The 22,572-nt window shown below is 69.9% G+C and carries 18 protein-coding genes and 1 pseudogene; 9 read left to right on the top strand and 10 right to left on the bottom strand.

What is annotated here, in order from left to right:
• Window position 1 precedes the first annotated feature (1 nt).
• Window positions 2-1,642, bottom strand: coding sequence for a cytochrome bc complex cytochrome b subunit (locus ACIA8E_RS23820; RefSeq protein ID WP_399301334.1), 1,641 nt, complete (start codon window positions 1,640-1,642; stop codon window positions 2-4).
• Window positions 1,643-2,049: 407 nt separating this feature from the next.
• Window positions 2,050-2,307, bottom strand: a complete 258-nt coding sequence (locus tag ACIA8E_RS23815; protein WP_399301333.1) for a hypothetical protein — start codon at window positions 2,305-2,307, stop codon at window positions 2,050-2,052.
• 603 nt (window positions 2,308-2,910) lie between these two features.
• Here ACIA8E_RS23815 and ACIA8E_RS23810 point away from each other — a divergent pair.
• The 3 genes from ACIA8E_RS23810 (at window position 2,911) to ACIA8E_RS23800 (ending at window position 6,831) form a co-directional block, all read left to right on the top strand.
• Window positions 2,911-3,651, top strand: coding sequence for a class I SAM-dependent DNA methyltransferase (locus ACIA8E_RS23810; protein WP_399301332.1), 741 nt, complete (start codon window positions 2,911-2,913; stop codon window positions 3,649-3,651).
• Between the two features lie 133 nt (window positions 3,652-3,784).
• A complete protein-coding gene (locus ACIA8E_RS23805; RefSeq protein ID WP_399301331.1) occupies window positions 3,785-4,558 on the top strand; it encodes a hypothetical protein in 774 nt (257 codons plus the stop codon).
• 428 nt (window positions 4,559-4,986) lie between these two features.
• On the top strand, window positions 4,987-6,831 hold the full coding sequence (locus tag ACIA8E_RS23800) for a serine/threonine protein kinase (RefSeq protein WP_399301330.1): 1,845 nt from the start codon (window positions 4,987-4,989) through the stop codon (window positions 6,829-6,831).
• Window positions 6,832-7,002: 171 nt separating this feature from the next.
• Here the strand turns inward: ACIA8E_RS23800 and ACIA8E_RS23795 are convergent, their stop codons facing one another.
• The 4 genes from ACIA8E_RS23795 to ACIA8E_RS23780 form a co-directional block, all read right to left on the bottom strand.
• Window positions 7,003-7,272, bottom strand: coding sequence for a hypothetical protein (locus tag ACIA8E_RS23795; protein ID WP_399301329.1), 270 nt, complete (start codon window positions 7,270-7,272; stop codon window positions 7,003-7,005).
• Between the two features lie 156 nt (window positions 7,273-7,428).
• Window positions 7,429-8,289, bottom strand: coding sequence for a DUF4232 domain-containing protein (locus tag ACIA8E_RS23790; protein ID WP_399301328.1), 861 nt, complete (start codon window positions 8,287-8,289; stop codon window positions 7,429-7,431).
• Entirely contained in the window at window positions 8,273-8,758 is a 486-nt protein-coding gene (locus ACIA8E_RS23785) for an RNA polymerase sigma factor (protein WP_399301482.1), read from the bottom strand. Before ACIA8E_RS23785 ends, ACIA8E_RS23790 begins: the two co-directional genes overlap by 17 nt.
• Before the next feature lie 68 nt (window positions 8,759-8,826).
• Window positions 8,827-9,291, bottom strand: a complete 465-nt coding sequence (locus ACIA8E_RS23780) for a class F sortase (RefSeq protein WP_399301327.1) — start codon at window positions 9,289-9,291, stop codon at window positions 8,827-8,829.
• Here ACIA8E_RS23780 and ACIA8E_RS23775 point away from each other — a divergent pair.
• Window positions 9,290-9,448, top strand: a complete 159-nt coding sequence (locus ACIA8E_RS23775; RefSeq protein ID WP_399301326.1) for a hypothetical protein — start codon at window positions 9,290-9,292, stop codon at window positions 9,446-9,448. The genes ACIA8E_RS23780 and ACIA8E_RS23775 overlap by 2 nt on opposite strands.
• Window positions 9,449-9,486: 38 nt before the next feature.
• Here the strand turns inward: ACIA8E_RS23775 and ACIA8E_RS23770 are convergent, their stop codons facing one another.
• Entirely contained in the window at window positions 9,487-10,209 is a 723-nt protein-coding gene (locus tag ACIA8E_RS23770) for a DUF4232 domain-containing protein (RefSeq protein ID WP_399301325.1), read from the bottom strand.
• A 546-nt stretch (window positions 10,210-10,755) separates the two neighbouring features.
• Here ACIA8E_RS23770 and ACIA8E_RS23765 point away from each other — a divergent pair.
• Window positions 10,756-13,206, top strand: coding sequence for a SpoIIE family protein phosphatase (locus ACIA8E_RS23765; protein WP_399301324.1), 2,451 nt, complete (start codon window positions 10,756-10,758; stop codon window positions 13,204-13,206).
• Window positions 13,207-13,365: 159 nt separating this feature from the next.
• Here ACIA8E_RS23765 and ACIA8E_RS23760 read toward each other — a convergent pair whose 3' ends face one another.
• Entirely contained in the window at window positions 13,366-14,079 is a 714-nt protein-coding gene (locus ACIA8E_RS23760; RefSeq protein WP_399301323.1) for a helix-turn-helix domain-containing protein, read from the bottom strand.
• Between the two features lie 136 nt (window positions 14,080-14,215).
• On the opposite strand from ACIA8E_RS23760, the gene ACIA8E_RS23755 reads away from it, so the two are divergent.
• Window positions 14,216-15,436, top strand: coding sequence for a saccharopine dehydrogenase family protein (locus ACIA8E_RS23755; protein ID WP_399301322.1), 1,221 nt, complete (start codon window positions 14,216-14,218; stop codon window positions 15,434-15,436).
• A gap of 261 nt (window positions 15,437-15,697) precedes the next feature.
• On the opposite strand, the gene ACIA8E_RS23750 is transcribed toward ACIA8E_RS23755, so the two are convergent.
• Window positions 15,698-15,913 (bottom strand): hypothetical protein, encoded by a 216-nt coding sequence (locus ACIA8E_RS23750; RefSeq protein ID WP_399301321.1) that lies wholly within the window; start codon window positions 15,911-15,913, stop codon window positions 15,698-15,700.
• Between ACIA8E_RS23750 and ACIA8E_RS23745 the strand changes: the two genes are divergently transcribed.
• From ACIA8E_RS23745 to ACIA8E_RS23735, 3 genes are all read left to right on the top strand, one after another.
• Window positions 15,906-18,221, top strand: a complete 2,316-nt coding sequence (locus ACIA8E_RS23745) for a GH92 family glycosyl hydrolase (protein ID WP_399301320.1) — start codon at window positions 15,906-15,908, stop codon at window positions 18,219-18,221. The genes ACIA8E_RS23750 and ACIA8E_RS23745 overlap by 8 nt on opposite strands.
• 288 nt (window positions 18,222-18,509) lie before the next feature.
• Window positions 18,510-19,457, top strand: coding sequence for an alpha/beta fold hydrolase (locus tag ACIA8E_RS23740; RefSeq protein ID WP_399301319.1), 948 nt, complete (start codon window positions 18,510-18,512; stop codon window positions 19,455-19,457).
• Between the two features lie 232 nt (window positions 19,458-19,689).
• The gene (locus ACIA8E_RS23735) at window positions 19,690-21,000 is read left to right on the top strand and encodes a PP2C family protein-serine/threonine phosphatase (protein WP_399301318.1); all 1,311 of its coding nucleotides are present in this window, start codon (window positions 19,690-19,692) and stop codon (window positions 20,998-21,000) included.
• Between the two features lie 511 nt (window positions 21,001-21,511).
• Here the strand turns inward: ACIA8E_RS23735 and ACIA8E_RS23730 are convergent.
• A pseudogene (locus tag ACIA8E_RS23730) lies at window positions 21,512-22,483 on the bottom strand (N-acetylglucosamine kinase); the annotation flags it as partial.
• Window positions 22,484-22,572: the final 89 nt, after the last annotated feature.

Genomic DNA, 22,572 nt, shown 5'->3' with positions numbered 1-22,572 from the left:
CTCAGTCCTCGGGCTCGCGAACCGGCTCCGGCGGCGCGGTCCGCTCGGCGATCAGGGACCGTTGCTCGTCCGTGGCGGGCAGCTCCACGAGGTCCCTGTAGTACCACCCGCTCAGTACGGTCCGAAGTCGTCGCCGACGCGAGACCGGGCCCTCCGCGGGGACCTCCAGGGGCGTCGGGACGTCACGCATCAGGATGCGGTAGCGGGCTGTCGGGCTCAGGCCGCGGTGGCTCTCCGAGAGGTCGCCGTTCACCGACTGGGTCACCTGGCCGGTCTCCTCGCCCTCGGTCAGCCGACGGCGGTCCCGCATCTGAAGTGCGAGACAGAGGCGTTTGGTCAGCGCGAACGCCAGGAGCGGGGCGACGACCAGCGCGATCCTGAGGATCCAGGTCATGACCTCGATCGAGACCCTGAACGAGAAGGCGACGACGTCGTTGCCGCCGGCGACCAGGAGAACGGCGTAGAAGACGATGGCCGCCACGCCGAGCCCGGTGCGGGTCGGCCGGTTGCGCGGCCGGTCGCACAGATGGTGTTCCCTGCGGTCGCCCGTCACCCACTGCTCGAAGAAGGGATAGAGGAACAGCAGTGTGAACACCACGCCCGGCAGCACGAGCGTCGGAATGAACACATTCCACATGACGGTGTGACCCGCGATGTCGGTCTCCCATGGCGGCATCAGCCGGAGCGCGCCCTCCAGGAACCCGACATACCAGTCCGGCTGTGCGTTACCGGAAACCTGGTCGGCACGGTAGGGACCGTAGTTCCATACGGGGTTGATCTGGGCGAGCCCGCCCAGCAGGGCCAGTACGCCGAACACCATGAGGAGGAAACCTGTGGTCTTCGCGGTGAAGTGCGGGAACGCCGGTGAGCCGACGGCGTTCTTGTTGGTCTTCCCCTGCCCCGCCCAGTGGGTGTGTTTGAGGTGGACCACCAGAATGAGATGAGCGGTGATCAGCGCCACGATCAGGCCGGGCACCAGCAGGATGTGCACGGCGTACAGACGAGGGATCACGTCATTGCCCGGGAACTGCCCTCCGAAGACGAACATTTCCACGTACGTTCCGACGACAGGGATCGACCCCACAATGGTGGCCGCCGTCCTCAGGCCCGTACCGGACAGCAGATCGTCGGGCAGCGAGTAGCCCGCGAATCCTTCGAGGAGCGCGAGTACGAACAGTGTCACGCCCACGACCCAGTTGGCCTCCCGCGGCTTACGGAAGGCGCCCGTGAAGAAGATCCGCAGCATATGGACGGCGATCGCGGCGACGAACACCAGTGCCGCCCAGTGGTGGATCTGACGGATCAGCAGGCCTCCTCGCACGTCGAAGCTGATGGCGAGGGTGGTGGTGTAGGCCTGCGTCATCCTCACGCCCTGCAGGGGCGCATAGGAACCGGTGTAGACGCTCTCCATCATGCTCGGGTCGAAGAACAGGGTGAGGTACACGCCGGTGAGGAGCAGGACCACGAACGAGTAGAGGGCGATCTCGCCGAGGAGAAAGGACCAGTGGTCGGGAAAGGCCTTGCGCAGCAACTGCCTGGCCAGCTCGCTGACGGGCAGGCGCGCATCCATCGCGCCGTATCCACCGACCGCCGCCTTCCCGGCCCGGGTCTTCAGCTGCGCCTTACGTTTCCGCAGGGGCATGCACCACTCTCCCGTCGGTCTCCCTTCCGCCACCCGTCCCTTATTGTTCCGGTTCGCCCTTTACGAGTAACGCATTACTCGAAGGGATTACGCAGAATCGCGGTATCGGCACCTGATCGGCCGACCTGGCCCTGACGTGCCGGTTGGGGCCGTGCTGGTACGTCGCGATCGGCAGCGGCTTCTTCGTGGCGGCCGAGTCCGCGTTGATCGCCGCCGACCGGCACCGCAGGGAGAAGGCCACCTCCGACGGCCACCGGGGCGCCAAGACCTGGCGGGCTCTCGCTCTCCAGCATGGCCCTGGCGAGCGCATGACAGAGACTGACCAAAGCTGCCGTCCCATGCCATGTCGGGACACGGCGGCGCCCCCGTGCGTGGCTCGCACAGGGGCGCCGTGAAGAGTGCCGGAATCAATGCGACCTGTGCGCAAGCCCCTTCGTCACGAGGAACTTGACGGGCAGTCGGTGGCCCCTCAGGTGCATCGTGCGGTGCTGACGGCCGCCGTGGCGGAACTTGGTGGCGTTCCCGTGCTGGGTGAACTTCTCGTGCTTGCAGTGATGCTTCGAGCCGCCGTGCGGGGAGGCGGCGCTCGCAACGGTCGCCGATCCCGCGAGTACCGAGATCGCGGCGACGGCGGTGACGACAGCGCGCTTGATGGTGAGATTCATTGTTCGTTCGTCCCTTCCACGCCGGGCGTTCCGGCGCGGAATCACCATGTCCCGGGCCCTCGTACAGACCGGTCCTGCCAGGAATCGCGGCGCGCCGCCGCGTCGGTACTGCATCCGGGCACCCAGGATGAGGATCCTCTGAGAAGAGTTCGTCCGAAGGGGACCACACGTCGGCATGGCGGGTGAATTTCTCTCATCTCCCTTTCATCCAGGGAGTTCTGGCGTGACCGGGAGTGCCGGTCAGTTTCACTCCGATGGGTCAAACGCGGACAAGTCCTGGAGACGCGCGCGGCGTCCTCGGAGGCCGGGCGGTTGCTTCCCCGCTACAAGCAGGCCGTGCGTCAGGCATGCATCGAGCAGCTCGCCATGGCGGTGGTTGCCGGGGAGCGTGTCTCGTCCTCAACGAGATGATCAGCCGGCGCGGTGAGCCCTTCGGAGGCCCCTCTCGGCCAGGTGCCCCCTCGGTGGACAACCAGACCTCCAGCTCATGCGGCGCCGGCGCCCACCAGCAGTTCGGCGACGCGGGCCGGGCCCGCGCACCCGGATCCGGTGGAAGGTAAATACGTCGACAGCGCCCTGTCGCGCCCGGCAAAGTGGCCGCTCGTGACGAGCAGTGAGCTGTGGACCCGTGCGACCGCCGACCGCTACGACGCCGAGGAACACGAGATGTCCTCGGGCTCTGTTCTCGGTCCGACTCTCGACTTCCTCGCCGGACTCGCCGGAGACGGCCGGGCACTGGAATTCGCCATCGGAACCGGACGAGTGGGCGTCCCGCTCCGGCAACGCGGCGTGCCGGTGGCGGGCATCGAACTGTCCGAACACATGGCAGCGGTTCTGCGGCGCAAGATCGACGAGGACACGCTCCCGGTCACCATCGGGGACATGGCCACGACCACCGTCCCCGGCAAGTTCACCCTGGTGTATCTCGTCTACAACACCATCACGAACCTGCTCACACAGGACGAGCAGGTCGAGTGTTTCCGAAACGCCGCACGTCACCTGACGCCTGGCGGCCGGTTCGTCATCGAGTTGGGCGTGCCGCCGCTGCGGTTTCTGCCGCCTGGACAGGTCGCGGTGCCGTTCGACGTCTCCGAGCGTCATCTCGGCTTCGACACCTTCGACCTGGTCGAGCAGATCCTCGTCTCGCACCACCTCACCCGCGACGGCGACGACGGCCGCTACCGCCGCAGCAGCTCCCGGCACCGGTACGCATGGCCGGCGGAGCTCGACCTCATGGCACGGATCGCGGGGCTGGAGCTGGAAGTGCGCGTCGCGGACTGGGACAGGGAGCCGTTCACCCAGGACTCCGCGAAGCACATCTCCGTGTGGCGCAAGCCGGCCTGAGGCAAGCCCCTGCTCGCCCCGCCCATCGGCCGGGCCGGGAACGACGGGGCCGGGCACACCGGGCAGCACCTGATCATTCCGAACGCTGCACCGGCGCCTCGGCTGTCGTACCAGAGCGGTACGGTCACCTCCCGTGACATCAGGTGCAAGGGCAGGGGGCCGTGTGGTGGATCTGCGGGTGGGCGACGTCCTGAGCATCTCCTGTCCGTTCACTGAGGCCCTGGTCACCGGGAAGCACCAGCCAGGCGGGGAGGTCGTTCTCAAGTGGCCGTGGTGGTCGGTCGACCCCGACTGCGATTGGATCCACTGGAACGGTGAGGTGGTCGTCACCGGCGATGCAGGGCAGGACGAGCAGCGCCGCGGGCTGTTCCGCACCGATCCGGCGCCTCACCGGCTCACCACCGGCGACATGTGCCGCGTCGGCATTCCGCCGACCCTCGTGCACGTGATCGACGTCGCCCACTACGCCCCGCCCCAGGAGACCGGCCGGCTGCCGCGTCCCAGCCGGCTGGTGGTCGTCCTGCCCGCAGGCCGCTCGTTCGACTCCCGTCTGGAGGAACAAGGCGAGAGTTTCGACCCCGACGACGACATTCCGCTCGCCTTCGGCCTGGTCTTCCGCCCCTACGCCTTTCTGGAGCCCGGCGACGAGGTCGCCGATGAGGCCGGCCGCGCCTGGCGCTTCGACGGCCCATGGGACTGGCATCCCTTCGACGGCGCCGAGCCTCACGAGCCCGCCTGGCCCCTCAGCCTCCTCACCCGCGTCAACGCGACGACCGCAGCAGTGGAAATCGCCGTCGCGGGTGCGACGAATACCGGCTCCCACCAGGAGGAATGCGCCCGCTGGAGCGCCGCCGCCCGGGCGAACCCTCCCTCATGCGTTCGCCACCCACTTCTACCGCCGTCGTGACCTCCGGCGGGCGGAAAGCCGACGGGAGTACGGCCTGCAGCAGCCCTGTCTCCCGCACCCACACCCACCGTCACCGGATGCCCGTCACGGAGCCGGAACTGCCCCTGCCAACGAGGCCGTACAGCCCCTCTCGCATCTGTTTCCTTTCCCGGTCCCATCGCTGACCGACAAGGTGTCGGGCATTCAGGCGGTGCGCTCCACTCGCGCCGAGGCCGTCGTGAGCAGCGGGCTCGTGTCGCAACCGTCGCTCGCCGGAGAGCCGCGCAACCAGCTGTGTCTTGATCTGCCGCTTCCGGTGAGGAGGTTGAGCGACGGCGCGTGGGCGGTCACGGTGTCTCCTGACGGGCCCTCGACGGACCCTGCGACGGGACGCGAGGGCCCCGTGATGCAATGGGAGCCACAGGGCGGATCACGGGGTGGAGTGGCGCGTGTTGAGCAACGGTGGGCCGGACACGGGGAATTTCCAGTCGCTGGAGGACGGCGATCCGCGGGTCATGGGCAGCTACCGGCTGGTGGCGCGGCTCGGGTCCGGCGGCATGGGGCGGGTCTATCTCTCGCACACGCCGGGCGGGCGGGCCGTTGCGGTCAAGGTCATCCGTCCGGAGCTGGCCGAGAGCGCCGAGTTCCGGAAGCGGTTCCGGGCCGAGGTGGCGGCGGCGAGCCGGGTGCACGGGCTCTATACGGCTCCGGTCGTGGACAGCGACACCGAGGGGTCCATGCCTTGGTGTGCGACCGCCTATGTGCCGGGGCCGTCCCTCGCCGACGCGGTGCGCGACCACGGGCCGCTGCCCGTCGACACCGTGCTGCGGCTGATCGCCGGTGTCGCGGAGGCACTGCAGGCGGTGCACCGCGAGGGCATCGTGCACCGGGACCTCAAACCGTCGAACGTGCTGCTCGCTTCGGACGGGCCGCGCGTCATCGACTTCGGTGTCGCGAGGGCCGCCGATACCACGTCGGTGACGCAGAGCGGTACGGCCCTTGGCACGGTCGCCTATATGGCGCCGGAGCAGGTGCTCGGCGGGGAGGCCGCCGCCTCGGCCGATGTGTTCGCGCTGGGGCAGACCGCCGTGTTCGCGGCGACGGGCGGTGCCGCCTTCGGGGACGGGGAACCGCACGCGGTGCTCTACCGGGTGGTGCACGAGGAGCCCGACCTCAGCCACGTGCCGGGAGAGATACGGGAATTGGTGGCGCGGTGTCTGCGCAAGCCCGCCGCCGAGAGGCCTTCCGTCGAGGAGGTCATACGCTCGGTTCAGACGATCCGGGCGACTCGCGGTGACGATGTGCGGTTCACGTCCGGAGCGTGGCTGCCGGGTGAGTTGGCGGCGGGGATCACGGCTCGGACCGAAGGGGCCGATCAAGCCCGGACGGGGGCGGATCCGGGCACTCACAGCCCCGGCGGTTTCGGGCCCGCGCGGGGCTACACCCCCACCGAGCCGTCCCATGCCGTCTTGCCGGGACCGTTCGTGATGGGGTCTCAGGCCATGCCGGGTGCGTACGCTCCGTTCCCCGGGCCGCAGCCTCAGAATCCGGCCGGTGCCGCGACCTCCTCGGTGGCCGCGAACCGCAAGGGCCGCAGGGCGCGCGTCTGGATGCTGTCGGCGGCCGCCGTCGTACTGGTCGCCTGCGGGGCGACCGCTGCGCTGCTGCTCGTCCCGGGCGACGGCGACAAGAGTGACGACCGGGCGCAGGAGGCGGCCGTGTCGCAGTCGGCTGCCGCCGCCGAGGCGCCGCCGTCGACGTCCGGCTCCCCTTCCGCCAAAGCCTCGAAGGAGCCCGAGCCCACCAAGTCCGCGCTGCAGCGCAGCCCTTCGGGGCCCGCAACGCCCACGCGGGCTGCGGGCCCGGCTCCCGCGACCGCCGCGCCCAGCAAGTCCGCGGCCCCGAAAGCCCCTGCCTCGGTGATGTACACCGGGATCCGGATGACGGCGAGCCACGACCTGTATCTGACGGATATCCCAGTGCGGTCCAAGGCGGACGCCGGGAGCGCTGACGAGGATCTCACGTACGCCGTCTACTCCTCGGGCGCGGTCCTCGCCCCCGGTACCACCTCCGGCAGCTCCCTTGCCCTGCTGCCCGTGGGGCGGCAGGGGAGCCTGGAGGCATGCAAGGCGGCGACCGGCTACAAGAGCTACATCTGGGTCAAGGACCTGACCCTGGGCCAGCAGATGTGCGTCATCAGCGGGACGGGGCACGTGGGGCTCGTGACGTATCGGGGCTCGTCGGGGACGACGTACGCCTCCTTGGACGTGACGGTGTGGCGTAACGCGGCCTGAGGGCTGTCCCGTAATCGCTGGCGGGCGATCAAGTGATGACGGTCCGCCAGCAGACCTGGATGACGCTCCGCATGCCGACGGCCGCCCATCTGGCCCGCTCAGCGAGGGAGAAAGGCGGCCACCGCGCGGAGGCCGGACGTCCCGGCGGTCAGGGCCGGGCCATGCGGCGCACTACTCGCAGGCCACATTGACGCCGGCGCGGTGACCCCGGTACGGGGCGCCGAAGATCTCTGTCACGAACGGCTCACCGATGAGCTCACAACTGAACAGCCCGTCGCCACTCGCCGAGTTCTGTGCGTCATCGATCGCACTCCGGACCGCTGTCCCGGCCGTCGGACCGTACCCACCGCCGCAGTACAGCAGAGCACTGCTTGTGGGCGCCGGCGTCACGGCGGCCGGCAGCCCCGCGGCTGTCACCACGATCAGTGCTGAGCGCGACACCGGCCGAGATGGTCTCCACGTCATCGTGGGGTTCCCCCTCGTCACCGCTGCCCCGCCGCACGGCGGGGCAGCGGTTGCATCCTCAACCACTTGGGCGGCCAGCGCAGTACCGCAGTCGGGATGCGATGCCTCGATGCCCGATCGGGTGCCGCTGCGTCAGGCCGACGGGTTCCCGGACGTGCCGGCGGCGAACGGCGTGACGCTGAATCGGTCGTCGCAATTGGTGATCTCTCCCGGGATCACCAGCGAGGCGGTGTTGCCCGGGGGATAGATCCGCAACTGCGCCGACGCGGGCAGGCATGTCCCCTGCCGGTTGACGGTGTGGATCGTGACGCTCGCGGAGCCGCCGGGCTCCAGGACCACCGGTGCGTACGTCCTGCGGTCGCGGGTCGCCGGCGCGCCGATCTGCTTTCCGCCCGCGTCCAGAAGGGACAGCCCCGGGTAGCCGGAGACCTGGCACGCACCGGACGTGCGGTTCGTGATCACGAGGTACCGGTAGAGATTGCCCGCACCCGCGTCGCCGCCGCCGAGCGAGACGGTGAGCTGCGAAGCGGTGCACATCGATGAGGTGCCAGGCGTGCGACCGGACGGGCCGACTGTGTGGCCGGACGCACCGGTTGTGCCGGCGGACGGGTCGCCCGGCGGGCGGTGGGTGGGGGTCGGGACGGTCGGGGGCGGAGTAGTGGACGGTGGGGTGGAGGGGCTGGGCGCGTGCGAGTGCGGGCCGGTCCGCGTACCGGTGGCGGCGGGTACGACCAGCTCGTCGCCTCCGTTCGTGGAGATCGCCCCGACCAGGTACGGGGCGCCGCCGAGCACCGCGGCGGCGGCCGCAGCAACCATCACCGCCCGGGCCCGCCTGCGGCGCGCGGCCCGGCGGCGGATGCGGTGGAAGGCTCCGGGCGGAGTGGCCAGGTGGCTGGCCGGCGGGCGCAGCAGCGGCTCCAGTGGGTCGGGCCGGCCGGCATCCGGCCGCCTGGTCAGGTCGCCGTCCTCACGGTCGTCAGGCGATCCGGTCATGGTGTCCCCCGAGCTCGGCGCGAAGCATTTCGCGGGCCGCGTGCAGATCGGCCTTGATGGTTCCCTCCCTGCGGCCCAGCAGCCTCGCCACCTCGCATACCGGCAGATCGGCGTAGTAGTACAGCAGAGCCGGGTTGCGCAGCCGCGCGGGCAGCGACTGCACCAGCATGCGTACGGAAGGATCGGTCTCGTGGTGCTGCTTCCGCCGTTCCTGGACGGTGACACGGCGCATGGCCCCGCGTTCACGCTCCAGTTTGCGCCAGTGGTCGCGGACCAGGTTCGCCGCAGTCACGTAGAGGAAGCCGCTGGGCTCCTCGACCCTGGCCCAGCGCGCCCACAGCCGGGTGAACGCCTCCGCGGCGATCTCGTGCGCGGTCTCGTCGTCCTCCACCAGCCGGCGCACCCAGCCGGCCAGCCGCGGGTAGACGGCCGCGAACAGTTCGGAGGCCGCGCGCTCTTGAGACCGGATGGCCGCTCGCCTCCTTCCTGTCGTGGCACCCGTCGTGCCGGCCGGCAAAGCGGCTGCCCGCTCCCCGCTCACGACGCGGCGACCAGCGAGGCGTAGACAATGACGTTGTCCGAGTAGCCGCCGGCTGCGCCGACCCGGGTGCCGCCGCAGGTGATGAGACGCAGCGCCGGGTGGTCGACGTTCCCGTACACACGCTGCGTCGGGAATCTTGTTTTGGCCACCGTCTGCACCGAGTCCACGGCAAACGTCGCCACCGAGCCGTCCGTGCGGGTGACCGACACCCGGTCGCCCGCACGTAACCGGGGCAGTTGCTTGAAGACCCCGTCCCCGTACCTGCCGACGGTGACGTGGCCGAGGATCACCGACGGCCCCGTCTCGCCGGGCGTCGGCGAGCCGTCGTACCAGCCCGCGGGTGCGTGCGCGGCGATCGGCGGCACGGCCACCTCACCGTCGGCCAGCAGGCCCAGGGACATCACGGCGGTGTCGACGCCGATCAGCGGGATGCGCAGCCGCTCGGGGCGTGAGCGCGCCATGGCGCGGACCGCGGCCGGGGGCGACGCTGCGGTAGTGGTGCCGGGCGGTGCGGAGGACGCGGCACCGCTGGAGGACGGCTCGGGGGCGGGCGCAGTCGGCGTGCAGCCGCAGATGAGTGTGAGAGCGGCCGCAGTGAGCGCGGTCGCCGTAAGGTGACGGAGCCGATGCCCGGGCCGGGCGAAGGCGCTCAACGCTCAGCCCCGGACCCACGCCCGGCGCCGCACCGCGACGGCGAAACCGGCACCGCCGAGTGCCAGCACTCCGCCCGCTGCCGCCCCGAGGGCCCGGCCCGGATGGGTCCCGTCGGAGGAGGTGGCGGCCGTCCCGGTGTCCGGTGCGCCGCTGGGCACGGCGGTGACCTGCCCGTCGGACCCTGATCCGCCGGTGCCGCCACTGCTCGGCAAGGAACCCGCCGGGTTACCGCCGGTGCCCGCGGCGAGCGGCGTGATGCTCAGCACGCTGTGGCAGTTGGCGATCTCGCCGGCAAGGACCAACGACGCCGTGTTGCCGGGTGGGTAGACCCGCACCTGGGTGGAGGTGGGCAGGCAGGTGCCCTGGCGGTTGACGGTGTGGATGGTGTCGCTGGCCGAGCCGCCCGGCTTCAGGACCACCGGCGCGTACGACGTGTGCTCGCGGGTCGCGGCCGGACCGATCTGCCGGCCGGAGGCGTCCAGCAGCGACACACCGGGGAAGCCGGTGAGGTGGCAGGTTGTCGAACTGTGGTTGGTCAGCACCAGGTAGCGGTAGAGGTTCCCCGCGCCGGCGTCGCCGGCGCCGAGCGAGCCCGTCAACTGCGAGGTCGCGCACATCGGGGTGCTGGATGCCTCTTGTGCGGGCATGGCCGCCGTCGCGGGGACGACGGTGAACACGGCGACGGCTGCGGCCGCCGCACCGGCGGCGAGTGGTCCCTTGCGCATGTCCTACTCCCTCTCCTCACGGCGGCCGCCGGCCTCATGGGCGGACACCGGGCCGGCCGATCCGGGATTCGCGAACAGAGACGACGTGGCACCGCACCGGGTTGTAAAGAAACGTCAAAGCCTGAGCGCCGCAACGGCACCTGGTCCGGTTGCGAGGGTGCGGCTCGCAGCAGGGCAGCACTACGGACGTACCACCGCACAGGCACGTCGGCCGCGCGCTCACCGAGCCCGGGGCCTGCGCTCGCACGTGGGGCACTCCGTGGCGGGGTGCGCTGTGCACCGTCCGCTCAATGGACCGGCGAGTGGTCTCGGTGACCGACGACGCGCCGGTCCCACGCCCGGTCAACCCCCGAAGACCTCTGGGAGCGACTACAGCCGCCAGTGATCATTCGGCGCTCGACCGATGCGCCGAGCGCTGTCGATGCGCAGCCGCGCGCGCCCCGGCTGTGCACTGTGGGCACAGCCCGTACGGAGCGCTTCCACCGGATCGGGAATACGCTGCCGACGAGGGCTGCGGCCATGATCGGAAGTGGTGGGACGGCGCGGATGGCACGGGACACCGGTGGCGGCCTGGGGAGTGATGCGGTCGTCGGCGCCGAGGTGGCGGCGACCGCTGTGCTGGATTCCCGAGGTGTCATTGTCCGATGGAGCCCGGCTGCCGAACAGCTGCTGGGCCATCCGGCGGCCCAGGTCCTGGGCCGGCCCGCCACCGAACTGCTCGCCCGGCCCCAGCCGGCCGCAGCCGCCGCGGCACGGCGCGCACTGCGAGGGACACCGGAGGTGCGGTCCGCGGTCCTGACCGTGCGCTGCGAGGACGGCCGACAGCTGGAGCTGGTCCTGTGGGCGTACCCCTCGACCGGCCCCGAAGGCCCCGGGGCCGCGCCGCACTGGGTGGTCCTGGCCGTCGAGGCAGCCCAGATGCGCCGCTGGGAAGGCGACCGGGCGGTCATGGAGGGACTCTTCACCCAGTCACCCGTCGGCCTGCTGGTCACCGATACCGAACTGCGCTGCGTACGGCGCAATGTGGCCCTGGAACGCATGACCGGCACACCGACGGAGGAACGGCTGGGCGAGCGGATCGGGGCGGCGCTGCCGGGGCTGAGCGCGGAGGCCATCGAGGCGCAGATGCAGCAGGTCCTGGACACCGGCGTCCCGACCACGGACTTCGTGCACCGCGGGCGCACCGTGGCCGACCCGGAACACGAGCATGTGTGGTCCACCAGTACCTTCCGGCTCCAGGACCCGGCCGGAGCCGTCCTCGGGCTGTGCCACGCGGTCATCGACGTCACCGCCAGCTACCGGGCCCAGGATCGGACAGCCCTGCTCAACGAGGCCAGTCTGCGCATCGGCACCACCCTGGACGTCATGCGGACCGCGCAGGAACTGGCCGAGGTGGCTGTCCCCCGGTTGGCCGACACCGTCACGGTCGATCTGCTGGACGCCGTCGTGCGGGGCGAGGCGCCCCGGCCGGGTCCGGTGGAAGAAAGCGTCACGCTGCGCCGTGCGGCATTTCGGTCCTCCTGGCGCGGGCATTCCCGGGCGGCGTACGCGGTCGGCGAGCTGAGCCGGTTCACCTCTTCTTCGCCGCAGGCCCGTTGCATGACCGACCTCGAAGCCCGCCTCGTCGCCAGACTCGACTTCACCGCCGACTGGTTGCGGGACGATGCCCGGCGAGTCGCGGGAATCCGAGCCGCCGGCGCGCACTCCCTGATGGTGGTACCGCTGGCCGCCCGGAATGTCCTGATGGGCGTGGCCAGCTTCTACCGGTGGCAGCAACCGGACCCGTTCGACGACGAGGACCTCACCCTCTCCGCGGAACTGGCCTCCCGTGCCGCCGTATGCATCGACAACGCCCGCCGCTACACCCGCGAAAGCGCCGCCTCCCTGGCCCTGCAACGCAGACTGCTCCCCAGCGGGCTGCCCGAACTCCACGCCGTCGAGGTCGCCGCACACTACCGCCCCGCCGGCGCGGAGAGCGACGTAGGAGGCGACTGGTTCGATGTCATCCCGCTCTCCGGCGCCCGAGTCGCCCTGGTCGTCGGCGACGTCCCCGGACACGGCATGCACGCCTCCGCCACCATGGGGCGGCTGCGTACCGCTGTGAACACCCTCGCCGACCTCGACGTACCCCCGGACGAGCTGCTCACGCACCTCGACGACCTGGTGGTCCGGCTCGCCGAGGAGGACGGTTCCTCCGGCTCCCCGCCGACCGGCGGCACCATCACCGGGACCACCTGCCTGTACGCGGTCTACGACCCCGTCGAGCGACGCTGCACTCTGGCCTCCGCCGGCCACTACCCGCCCGCGGTGGTGCACCCCGACGGCACCGTCGAGTTCCCACGCCTGCCCGCGGGCCCGCCGCTGGGCCTGGGCGGCCTGCCCTTCGAGACCGCCGAGCTGGATCTCGCGGACGGAACTGTGCTCGCCCTCTATACCAACGGACTCCTCCTGGGACGGGACCCCGACATCGACGTCGGACTTCAGGCACTGCGGCGCAGCCTGTCCCACCCCGACCGCCCGCTCGAGCAGATCTGCGACCAGGTGGCCACCACCTTGCTCCCCCTCAGGCCACCGGACGACGTCGCGTTCCTGGTCGCCCGCACCCATGCCCTGGGTGCAGACCGCGTCGCCTCCTGGGACCTGGCCGCCGACCCGGCGGTCGTCGTCGATGCCCGGTCCCTGGCCGCGCGGAAGGTGACCGAGTGGGGTCTGGAAGAGATCTCGTTCATCGCCGAACTGGTGGTCAGCGAACTGGTCACCAACGCCATCCGTTATGGCCTCCCGCCGATCCGGCTTCGGCTGATCCGCGACACCAACCTCATCTGCGAGGTCTCCGACAGCAGCAGTACTTCTCCTCGTCTGCGCCGCGCCGGAGCGGACGACGAGGGCGGCCGCGGCCTGTTCCTCGTCGCCCAGCTCACCCAGCGCTGGGGCACCCGTTACACCGCGAACGGCAAGACCATCTGGACCGAACTCGCCCCGCCCCACGCGATGTGATCCGCCACCAGGATCCGGACCACCCACGGACCAGATCCGTCACGTCATTCAACCCGAAGCTCCGGCACGGCGGTTGGGCCGCACAGCTGGGGGTGCCAGGAAGGCCTCGGGATCGGCCGCCCCTGACGGGTCCGCCCCGCAACGGCCCCGGACGATCCTCTACCGCCGGGCGCGCAGTGCCTCCCACCGCGCTGCGGCGCCGTCCAGGAGCATCTCGAGGGCGGTGGGATAGGCGCTGTCGACCATGCGGGTCGCCAGGAGGGGCGCCGCCTCGGCGATCCGAGGGTGTGTGGTGCGCGGCAGGCGGGCGTACGTCGAACGCCACATGTCCTCGTCGGCTCTGAGACTTTCGCGTGGCAGAGTCAGCGAGGCGGCGTCGAGCGCGGCGAAGGCCAGTGTCTGGTCGATGAAGGCCTGGTAGATCCGTACCGTGTCCGGCAAGGGGAACCCCGCCGTGCGAAGTACGTCAAGGATGGCCTCGTCGGCCGCCAGCTCGTGGGCCCGGCCGGTGACCCGGTTCGCTGTCAGCAGTGCCGCCTGAGGATGCCCGACGTACACGGCGTGGATGCGCAACCCGAGGCCGCGCAGATCCGACCGCCACTCCCCGGTGGGCCGCCAGCCCTGCAGGGCCTGCCCGATGAGGGCGTCGCCGATGGCAAGGGTCAGATCGTCCATGCCTCGGAAGTACCGGTAGAGGGTGCTGGGGTCGGCGTCCAGGGCCAGGCCGAGACGGCGGGCGGTGAGTCCCGCGCTGCCGTGCTCACGCAGCATCCGCAGGGCGGTCTCGAGAATCAGTTGCTCGGACAGCACCGTGCCGCTCCTGGTGGGACGGCGACGCCGCCGCTTCTCCTCGGGCACCACAGCCTTCGCCACCGCCGCCTCCTCGCCCTCGGTCCTTATGCCAACACCATTGACCTTATCCGAGCACGCGGCGTTGGATCTCCCGGCAGGGGCGCCCCCACCTCCGGTCCGCGCGGTCACGCCCCTCTCCAGAGAGGAAGTCCGTGTCATGCGTGTTCTGCTTGTGGGAGCCGGCGGTGTGGGCTCCGCGATCACCCGGATCGCGGCCCGGCGCACGTTCTTCGACGAGATGGTCGTGGCCGACTACGACCTGAGCCGGGCCGAGGCGGCGGTCGCTGCCCTCGCGGGTGCCGCGGGCCGCTTCCGTGCCGAGCACGTCGACGCGTCCGATCAGGCGGCGGTGACGGCGCTGCTGACGCGGCACGAGTGCGACGTCCTGCTCAATGCCACCGACCCGCGGTTCGTGATGCCCCTCTTCCAGGCGGCGCTCGCGGCCGGCGCAACCTACCTCGACATGGCGATGTCTCTGTCGCGCCCGCACTCCGATCGGCCGTACGAGGAGTGCGGGGTCATGCTCGGCGACACGCAGTTCGCGCAGGCCGCCGACTGGGAGAAGGCGGGCGCGCTGGCCCTCGTCGGCATGGGTGTGGAGCCGGGGCTGTCCGATGTCTTCGCACGGTACGCAGCCGACGAACTCTTCGACGAGATCGACGAGATCGGCATCCGCGACGGCGCGAACCTCACCGTCGACGGTTACGAGTTCGCGCCTTCCTTCAGCATCTGGACCACCATCGAGGAGTGCCTCAATCCGCCGGTCGTCTACGAGGCGGACCGCGGCTGGTTCACCACCGCGCCCTTCAGCGAGCCGGAGGTGTTCGACTTCCCCGAGGGCATCGGCCCGGTCGAGTGCGTGAACGTGGAGCACGAGGAGGTGCTGCTCGTCCCCCGTTGGATCGACGCACGGCGCGTGACCTTCAAGTACGGCCTGGGCGAGGAGTTCATCCAGACCCTCAGGACGCTGCACCTCCTGGGTCTGGACCGCACCGACCCGGTGACCGTGCCGAGCGCTGCGGGCCCGGTGGGTGTGTCGCCCCGCGATGTCGTGGCCGCCTGCCTGCCGGACCCGGCGACGCTGGGCGAGCGCATGCACGGCAAGACCTGCGCGGGCACCTGGGTGCGCGGCACCAAGGACGGTGCGCCGCGCGAGGTCTACCTCTACCACGTGGTCGACAACCAGTGGTCGATGGCCGAGTACGGCTCCCAGGCGGTGGTGTGGCAGACGGCCGTCAACCCGGTCGTCGCCCTCGAACTCCTGGCCACGGGCGCGTGGACCGGCTCGGGAGTCCTCGGCCCGGAAGCCTTCCCCGCCCGCCCCTTCCTGGACCTGCTCAGCGCGTATGGCTCTCCGTGGGGCATGCGGGAGCAGTGACCGTCCTGGGCTCACCGGGAATCCGGTCTCCTTCCCGGTGAGAGCGAGCGTAGGGCCGCCTATCCCCTCGCCGCTCTCGGGGTGCTCCCAGTTGCCGGCGTCGGCCAGGAGCACCAAAAGTTCCTCACCTGCAAGGGTGCGCTTCGACGGCTCGTGGGACTGGCATCCCTTCGACGATGCCGAGCCCCACGAGCCTGCCTGGCCGCTGCCGGAACTTCCCCTGCCCCACGACGACGTTCACCGCGGCCCGGCCGCCACACCTCACCCATGCCAACTCGACGCACGTACGCCCTCGTGCTTCCCAGCCGGCACTGACAGCGCGGCCAACAGGCCGTGAGCAACGGTGGATTGACGGAACACCGCGGAAGGGCAAAGATCGTCAAGCTCAAATTTGACAACGTTGTCGTACGAGAGGATCGCGATGAGAGCGTTGAAACGCGTGTTCACCGCCTTGTTGATAGCCACCACCGTGGCCACGGCTTCCGCCACCTCCGGCGTCGCAAACGCCGGGGAGCAGGGGCCGAAGTTCGCCGATGACCCCACCACGCTGGTCGACACGTCGATCGGCAACAACGGTGACGGGACCACCTTCCCGGGTGCCGCCGCCCCGTTCGGCATGGTGCAGCTGAGCCCTGACACGCAGCTGAACAAGTACGCTTCCTACGACTACGAGCAGGACACCATCCTCGGCTTCAGCCACACGCACCTCTCGGGCGTCGGCTGCCAGACGATGGGCAACTTCCGGTTCATGCCGACCACCGGTGCGGTCACATCGTCCGACCCGGCGCAGTCCGGTGCGAAGTTCAGCCATGACAACGAAACCCGCGCGCCGGGCTACTACGGCGTGAAGTTCGACAACGGCATCCGGGCCGAGCTCACCGCAACGCAGCGGACCGGCCAACACCGCTACACCTACCCCGCCGGATCGGGCTCCCAGAACGTCCTCATCGAGGCCGGCGAGAGCAACGGCAGCACCTACGCCGGCGACGTCGAGGTGGTCGGCAACGACACCGTGGAAGGCTGGGTCCAGGGGGGCAACTTCTGCGGTGAGACCGGCAAGGAGCGCTACCGAATATTCTTCAGCGCCAAGTTCGACCGGAAGTTCTCGAACTTCGGGACCTGGACCGACGGCACCCTCACCCCGGACCAGCGTGAAGCATCGCGCGGCACCAAGCGCGCCGGCGCCTGGGTGACGTTCGACCCGGCCGAGGGCGACCAGGTCGGTACTTCGGTGGGCCTCTCCTACACCTCGGTCGACGGCGCGCGGCTCAACCGCAAGGCCGAGCAGCCGAAGTCGTTCGACAAGGCCCGCACCGGCGCGCACGACGCCTGGCAGGACGAGCTGAACCGCATGCGCGTGGCCGGCGGCAGCACCGCCGACCAGCGCACGTACTACAGCGCGCTCTACCACTCGCTGCTGCACCCGTCGATCGGGTCCGATGTCGACAACCGCTATCGCGGCTTCGACGACCAGGTACACCGCGCGGATTCCACGTATTACCAGATGTTCTCGCTGTGGGACACCTACCGCTCGCAGAACCAGCTGGTGGCCCTGCTGCACCCGGACAAGGCCGCGGACATGGCCAAGTCCGTGCTGCACATCTACCAGGACGGTGGCTGGCTGCCGCGCTGGGGGCTCGGCAACGGCGAGACCAACGTGATGAGCGGAGATCCCGTCACCCCGTGGATCGTGGACATCTACAACCGCGGCCTGCTCGACAACCACACCTCGCGCCAGCTCTTCGACGCGCTCTGGAAGAACGTCAACGAGGTCCCCACGGACCAGTCGATCTTCCGCGGGCGTGACGGCAACCCCACGTACGTCGAGAACGGCTGGGTCGGCTACCAGAACCTGCCCGGCTACAAGTACGGCGACAGTCGCCAGGCAGGCTCGGCCACGCTCGAGTACTCGCTCGCCGACTGCGCGCTGTCCACGATGGCCGGCGGCCTCGGCTACAAGGACAAGGCCGCGACGCTTGCCTCGCGCTGCGACAACTTCACCAAGCTCTGGGACCCCAACGTCACGTCGCAGGGCTTCTCAGGGTTCCCGGTCGCGAAGAACGCGGACGGCACCGTCGCGGGCGACCCGGACCCGGCCCAGGCCGGCGCGTTCCACGAGGGCACTGCATGGCAGTACGAATGGCTCGCCCAGCAGGACCCGCAGACCCTCTTCGGGCTCATGGGCGGCCAGGCGAAGGCCGAGCAGCGGCTCGACAAGTTCTTCGACATGCCGACCGTGCTCACCGACCCGGCGAAGGCCGCTTCGGAGTCATGGGTGACCGGCGCGTACGACTACCACAACAACTTCGCCTTCAATCCCAACAACGAGCCCGACTTCCACACGCCATGGATGTACACGTGGACCGGTGCACCGTGGAAGACCTCAGCCGTGCTGCGCGCGATGCGGACGCTCTTCACCGACAACGTGTACGGCATGCCCGGCAACGACGACCTCGGCGCCACCTCGTCGCTGCTCGTCTTCGCCATGGCCGGCATCTTCGAGGCCCAGCCGGGCTCCGCCAACTACGTAGTCACCGCGCCTATGTTCGAGAAGGTCGAGATCCGGCCTGAGCACGGACGCAAGATCAGCATCGAGGCCCCGGGCGCCGACGCGTCGAAGCTCCAGTACGTGTCCTCCGCGGACACGAACAAGGGCAAGCTGCGCCGGAGCTGGCTCTCTCACAAGGACCTGCTCCGCTCCGGCACGATCAAGATCAAGCTCTCCGACAAGCCGACGAGCTGGGGCGTCAACGCCGCCCCGCCCGCCATGGCCGCGCAGGGCTGAGGTTTTGGGGTGCGGTCCCTCCCCCGAGGAGGGCCGCACCCGGGCGGAATCCCTGGATGGCGAATTCCCCCTTCACCGACATCGCATCCGGCCAGGACAACGTGTTCCATAGCGCCACCCCCTGACGGCGTCGCACGGCCCACGATGCGCTCTCCGGACGGCACCACGCCGACTCACGGCGAGACGAGCGGGGCGGGCTCCAAGCAGACCAACGACCTGCGCCGCCGACAGTGGAGACGCTGTCAAAAGGTCATGACGTATACGCTCATGTACATGGTTGAGCATCGGATGATTGACACAAACGGGGTTCGACTTCACATCGCCGAGGAAGGCGAAGGCCCCTTGGTGGTGCTCCTGCACGGCTTCCCCGAATCATGGCACTCCTGGCACCACCAGTTCGGTCCCCTGGCCGACGCGGGCTTCCGAGCAGTCGCCCCTGACCAGCGTGGATACGGGCGTAGTGACCGTCCCGAGGCCGTCGATGCGTACAGCATCCTCCACCTGGTCGGCGACGTCGTCGGTCTGATCCAGGCACTGGGCGAGGAGAAGGCGTACGTCGTCGGGCACGACTGGGGCGCGCCGGTCGCCTGGCACACCGCCCTGCTGCGACCGGACATGGTCCTCGGGGTGGCCGGCCTGAGCGTGCCACCCCCCTTCCGGGGTACGGAACCTCCGCTGGTCACCATGGACAAGAAGTTCGGCGGCCGCTTCTACTGGAACTACTTCAACCGTCCCGGTGTCGCCGACGCCGAGTTCGCGAAGGACACGCGGACCGCGTTGCGAAAGTTCTTCTATTCGGCTTCCGGTGACGCTCCCGGCGCCGACGCGGGCAAGCAGCCGCTGGTCGACCCCGAGCGGGGCTGGCTCGCGGACATGCCGGACCCCGAGGCACTGCCGGAGTGGTTCACCGAGGACGATCTCGACGTGCTCACCGAGAGCTTCTCCAAGGGCTTCACCGGGGCTCTCAACTGGTACCGCAACCTCGACCGCAACTGGGAACTGACCGCTCCATGGCAAGGCTCGGTCGTCAACCGTCCCGCCCTGTACATCTACGGCGACCGCGACCCTGTTCCCGCCTTCCCAGGCACGCCCGAACTCATCGAGCGTCTCCCCGACCTGATGCCCAACCTGCGGCGCAGGCCACTCAAGCTGGCGGGCTGCGGACACTGGACACAGCAGGAACGCCCGGCCGAGGTGAACGCGGCGCTCATCGAATTCCTCACGGCCTGTTCCTGAGCCCGGCCACTTCTTCTGATCTTCCACTCCCCTGGCCCCGGACCACAAACGATGTCGTGCGGTTACGAACCTGCTGTCTATTCACTGGGCCGACCGACCAGGACGGGGATGGTCACGGCGCTTTCAAAAACTGGATGTGTCGTTCTCCTGTCAACCGGGGGCGCCGGCGCCCCGGTCGGTGTGGTGCCGTCCGTAGCGCGGCTCTCTCGGCCGTCGAGAAAGGTGTTCGTCGATGAACAGCGCGGAAGCGGCGCGTGCACGGGTGCTGACGGAGCTGATCGCTGCGAGTCATCTGATGACTTTGGAGCAGCTGCCTGGCACGGTGGCGTCGTACGCTGCCGGGGTGGGCTGGCCTCAGGTGCTGATCTATCTGGCCGATCTGCAACAGGATCGGCTGTACCTGCTGGCCGGCAACGTTGACGTCGGACCCGGTGGCGCCGACGCGTCGGCTGAGTTGTCCGTTGAAGGGACCGTGGCGGGGCGGGCCTTCCAACTTGGGAAGGTCTTTCCGGCCTCGGCCTCTGCGAAGGGCCAGTGGTGGGTCCCCCTGCTCGACGGCACCGAGCGTCTGGGGGTGCTCCGGGTCGGCGTGCCAGGCGCACAGGTCGAGGCGGACGAGGATCTGAACAAGCTCGCCGGATTGGTCGCCCTCCTTCTGGAGAGTAAGCGTGACGCGAGCGACTCGTACTCCCGGTTGATCCGCCGCCGGAAGATGGAAGTAGCCGCCGAGATGGAATGGCATCTGATGCCGCCGCGAACCTTCGCCACCGACCGTGTCCTGATCAGCGCGATCATGGAACCGGCCTACCAAGTCAGCGGAGATGCCTTCGACTACGCCCTGACCGGGGAGACCGTGCATCTGTCTGTCTTCGACGCCATGGGACACGACATTGCCGCCGGATTGACCGCGAACCTCGCGGTGGCGGCCGCTCGCAATCATCGCCGCCAGGGCGCTGACCTTCTGCAGACAGCGGAAGGCGTCGGTGAGACCCTGACCGAGCAATTTGCGGGCTGCCGCTACGCCACGGGCATCTTGGCCGACCTTCACCTGGCCACCGGCGTGCTGACCTGGACGAACTACGGTCACCACCTCCCGGTCGTCATCCGCGGCAACCGTACCGTCGTGCACCTGTCCTGCCCGCCCGCTCCCCCCATGGGAACCGGGCTGGACCAGCCCGGCACCCTGAGCCGCGACCAGCTCGAACCCGGGGACCGCCTGCTGCTCTACACCGACGGCATCACCGAAGCGCGCAACCGGGAAGGACGGGAATTCGGCCTCAATGGCCTGACCGACTTCCTCATTCGTCACCACGCCGACGACCTCCCCGTCCCAGAGACCCTGCGCCGGCTGATCGGGCGCCACCTGGATTACCACAACGGCCGCCTCAACGACGACGCGACCGTGATGCTCGTGGAGTGGCACGGCCCAACCCCCTACCGACCCAGCCAGCTGCAGGCACTCGCGGGCCTGCCCCCGTCCACCGCCCCGGAGACGATTGCCTCCGTGTGGGCCCAACAGCCCGCTGATGCCGACGGCGCCTGACTGACGGCGGCGCGGTCGCGGTCGATGCCTTCGGCAAGGGTGTGAAGGCTGGGCAGGTCGTCAGCGCCTTCGACGTGCCGCGGCGACGGCCTGCCGTCGGCATCCTTGTGCGTCCAGGGAACGAGGCCACCGCCTCAAGGCGGACGTGCTCGTCGCCGAAGTACCGCTGTCGCACCAGGTCGATGGCACACCATGCCTGCAACGACCAGTTCAAGCGAGACAGCCTTCGCGCTCGAATCTCCCTCGAGCTGGTCCTGCGACGTCGAACGACGCTCGGCGCTTGAGGCCCTGACCAGGGCATCTCACATGGCCTGGCCATCATCGCGGCCCCACCCAGCCCCCATCCGTCAGGTCACACAGTCGGCTCGGTATCGGCCGAATGGAGAGGATGCGGCGGTGCCGACGGCGCTGCAGCGGTGTGACGGTGGCCCGGCCTCGGAGGTCGGAACGGTGCAAGGCGTGCGGATGTCCGGTGGACCGCAGGTGGGTCCGTGATTCCGGCGGCTGTCCCGTAGTGGGCCCTGGAGCGGGCGTGCGCCTCCGGTCCCGCACCCAATGCGTCGAGCCCCAGCAGCACCGATCCCAGCACGGGCCGTTCGGCGACCACCCGCACCTCGGCCTGCGGAGCCTTCTGCGCCAGCAAGGTGCGGATGCGGCCATCCAACTGCGCGTGGCGGGCGGTCAGGACGCTGCCGCCCAGGAGCACCGGCACCTTCTCCGCGAGCAGGCCGAGGCGGGTAAGGGCGACGGTGGACATCGCCACGACCTCGTCCGCCATCCGGTCCACCACGGCACGCGCGACCCGGTCCCCTTCCGCGGCCGTCGCGAAGAGCACCGGCGTCAGCTCGTGCCTGCGGTGCGGTGCGAGGTGCGCCAGGTGCAGGGCTTCGATCAGCGCATACATGGAAGGGAGCCCGAAGTGCGCGGGCAGCGTCCGCATCAACGCGGTGGGCTCGCCGCGGCCGTCCTCGGCGCGTGCGGCGAACCACAGCGCCTCCTCGGCCAGGCCTCCGCCGCCGCCCCAGTCCCCGGAGAGCCGGCCGATGGCGGGGAAGCGCGCGGTCCGGCCGTCGGGCAGCATGCCCGCGCAGTTGATCCCTGCGCCGCACACCACGGCCACACCTCGCGGCTCGGCATCCTCCGTCAGGCCGGCCCGCAGCACCGCGAAGGTGTCGTTGCGTACATCAACGCTCCGGGCCCAGCCCCGGCGTCGGATCGCCTCCGCCAACTGCTTCTCCTCGACGGGAAGATCGGCGTTGGCGAGGCACGCGGAGACATGCCCGACGCCCACGGTGCCCGCCGCCGCGAGCGCCTGCTCGGCCGCTTCGGCGAGAACGTCCACCGCCGGCTCGACGCCCACCCGGGACGGCTGGAAGCCGCCGCCCCGGGCCGCACCGAGGACTGTGCCGTCAACGTCGACGACGGCGACGTCCGTCTTGCTGTTCCCCGCGTCGATGGCGAGGAGGGAAGCGGTCAGGCCCACGCGAGGTGCTCCCGGTTGTGCGCGATCAGCTTGTCGGTGAGCGCCTCGGCGTACTCGAACTGGCCGATCAGCGGGTGGGCGAGCAGTGC

Origin of the sequence: Streptomyces sp. NPDC051664, from assembly GCF_044453545.1 — a bacterium.
In the GTDB taxonomy this organism is placed as follows: domain Bacteria; phylum Actinomycetota; class Actinomycetes; order Streptomycetales; family Streptomycetaceae; genus Streptomyces.
This window is presented reverse-complemented; position numbering and strand designations above follow the sequence as displayed.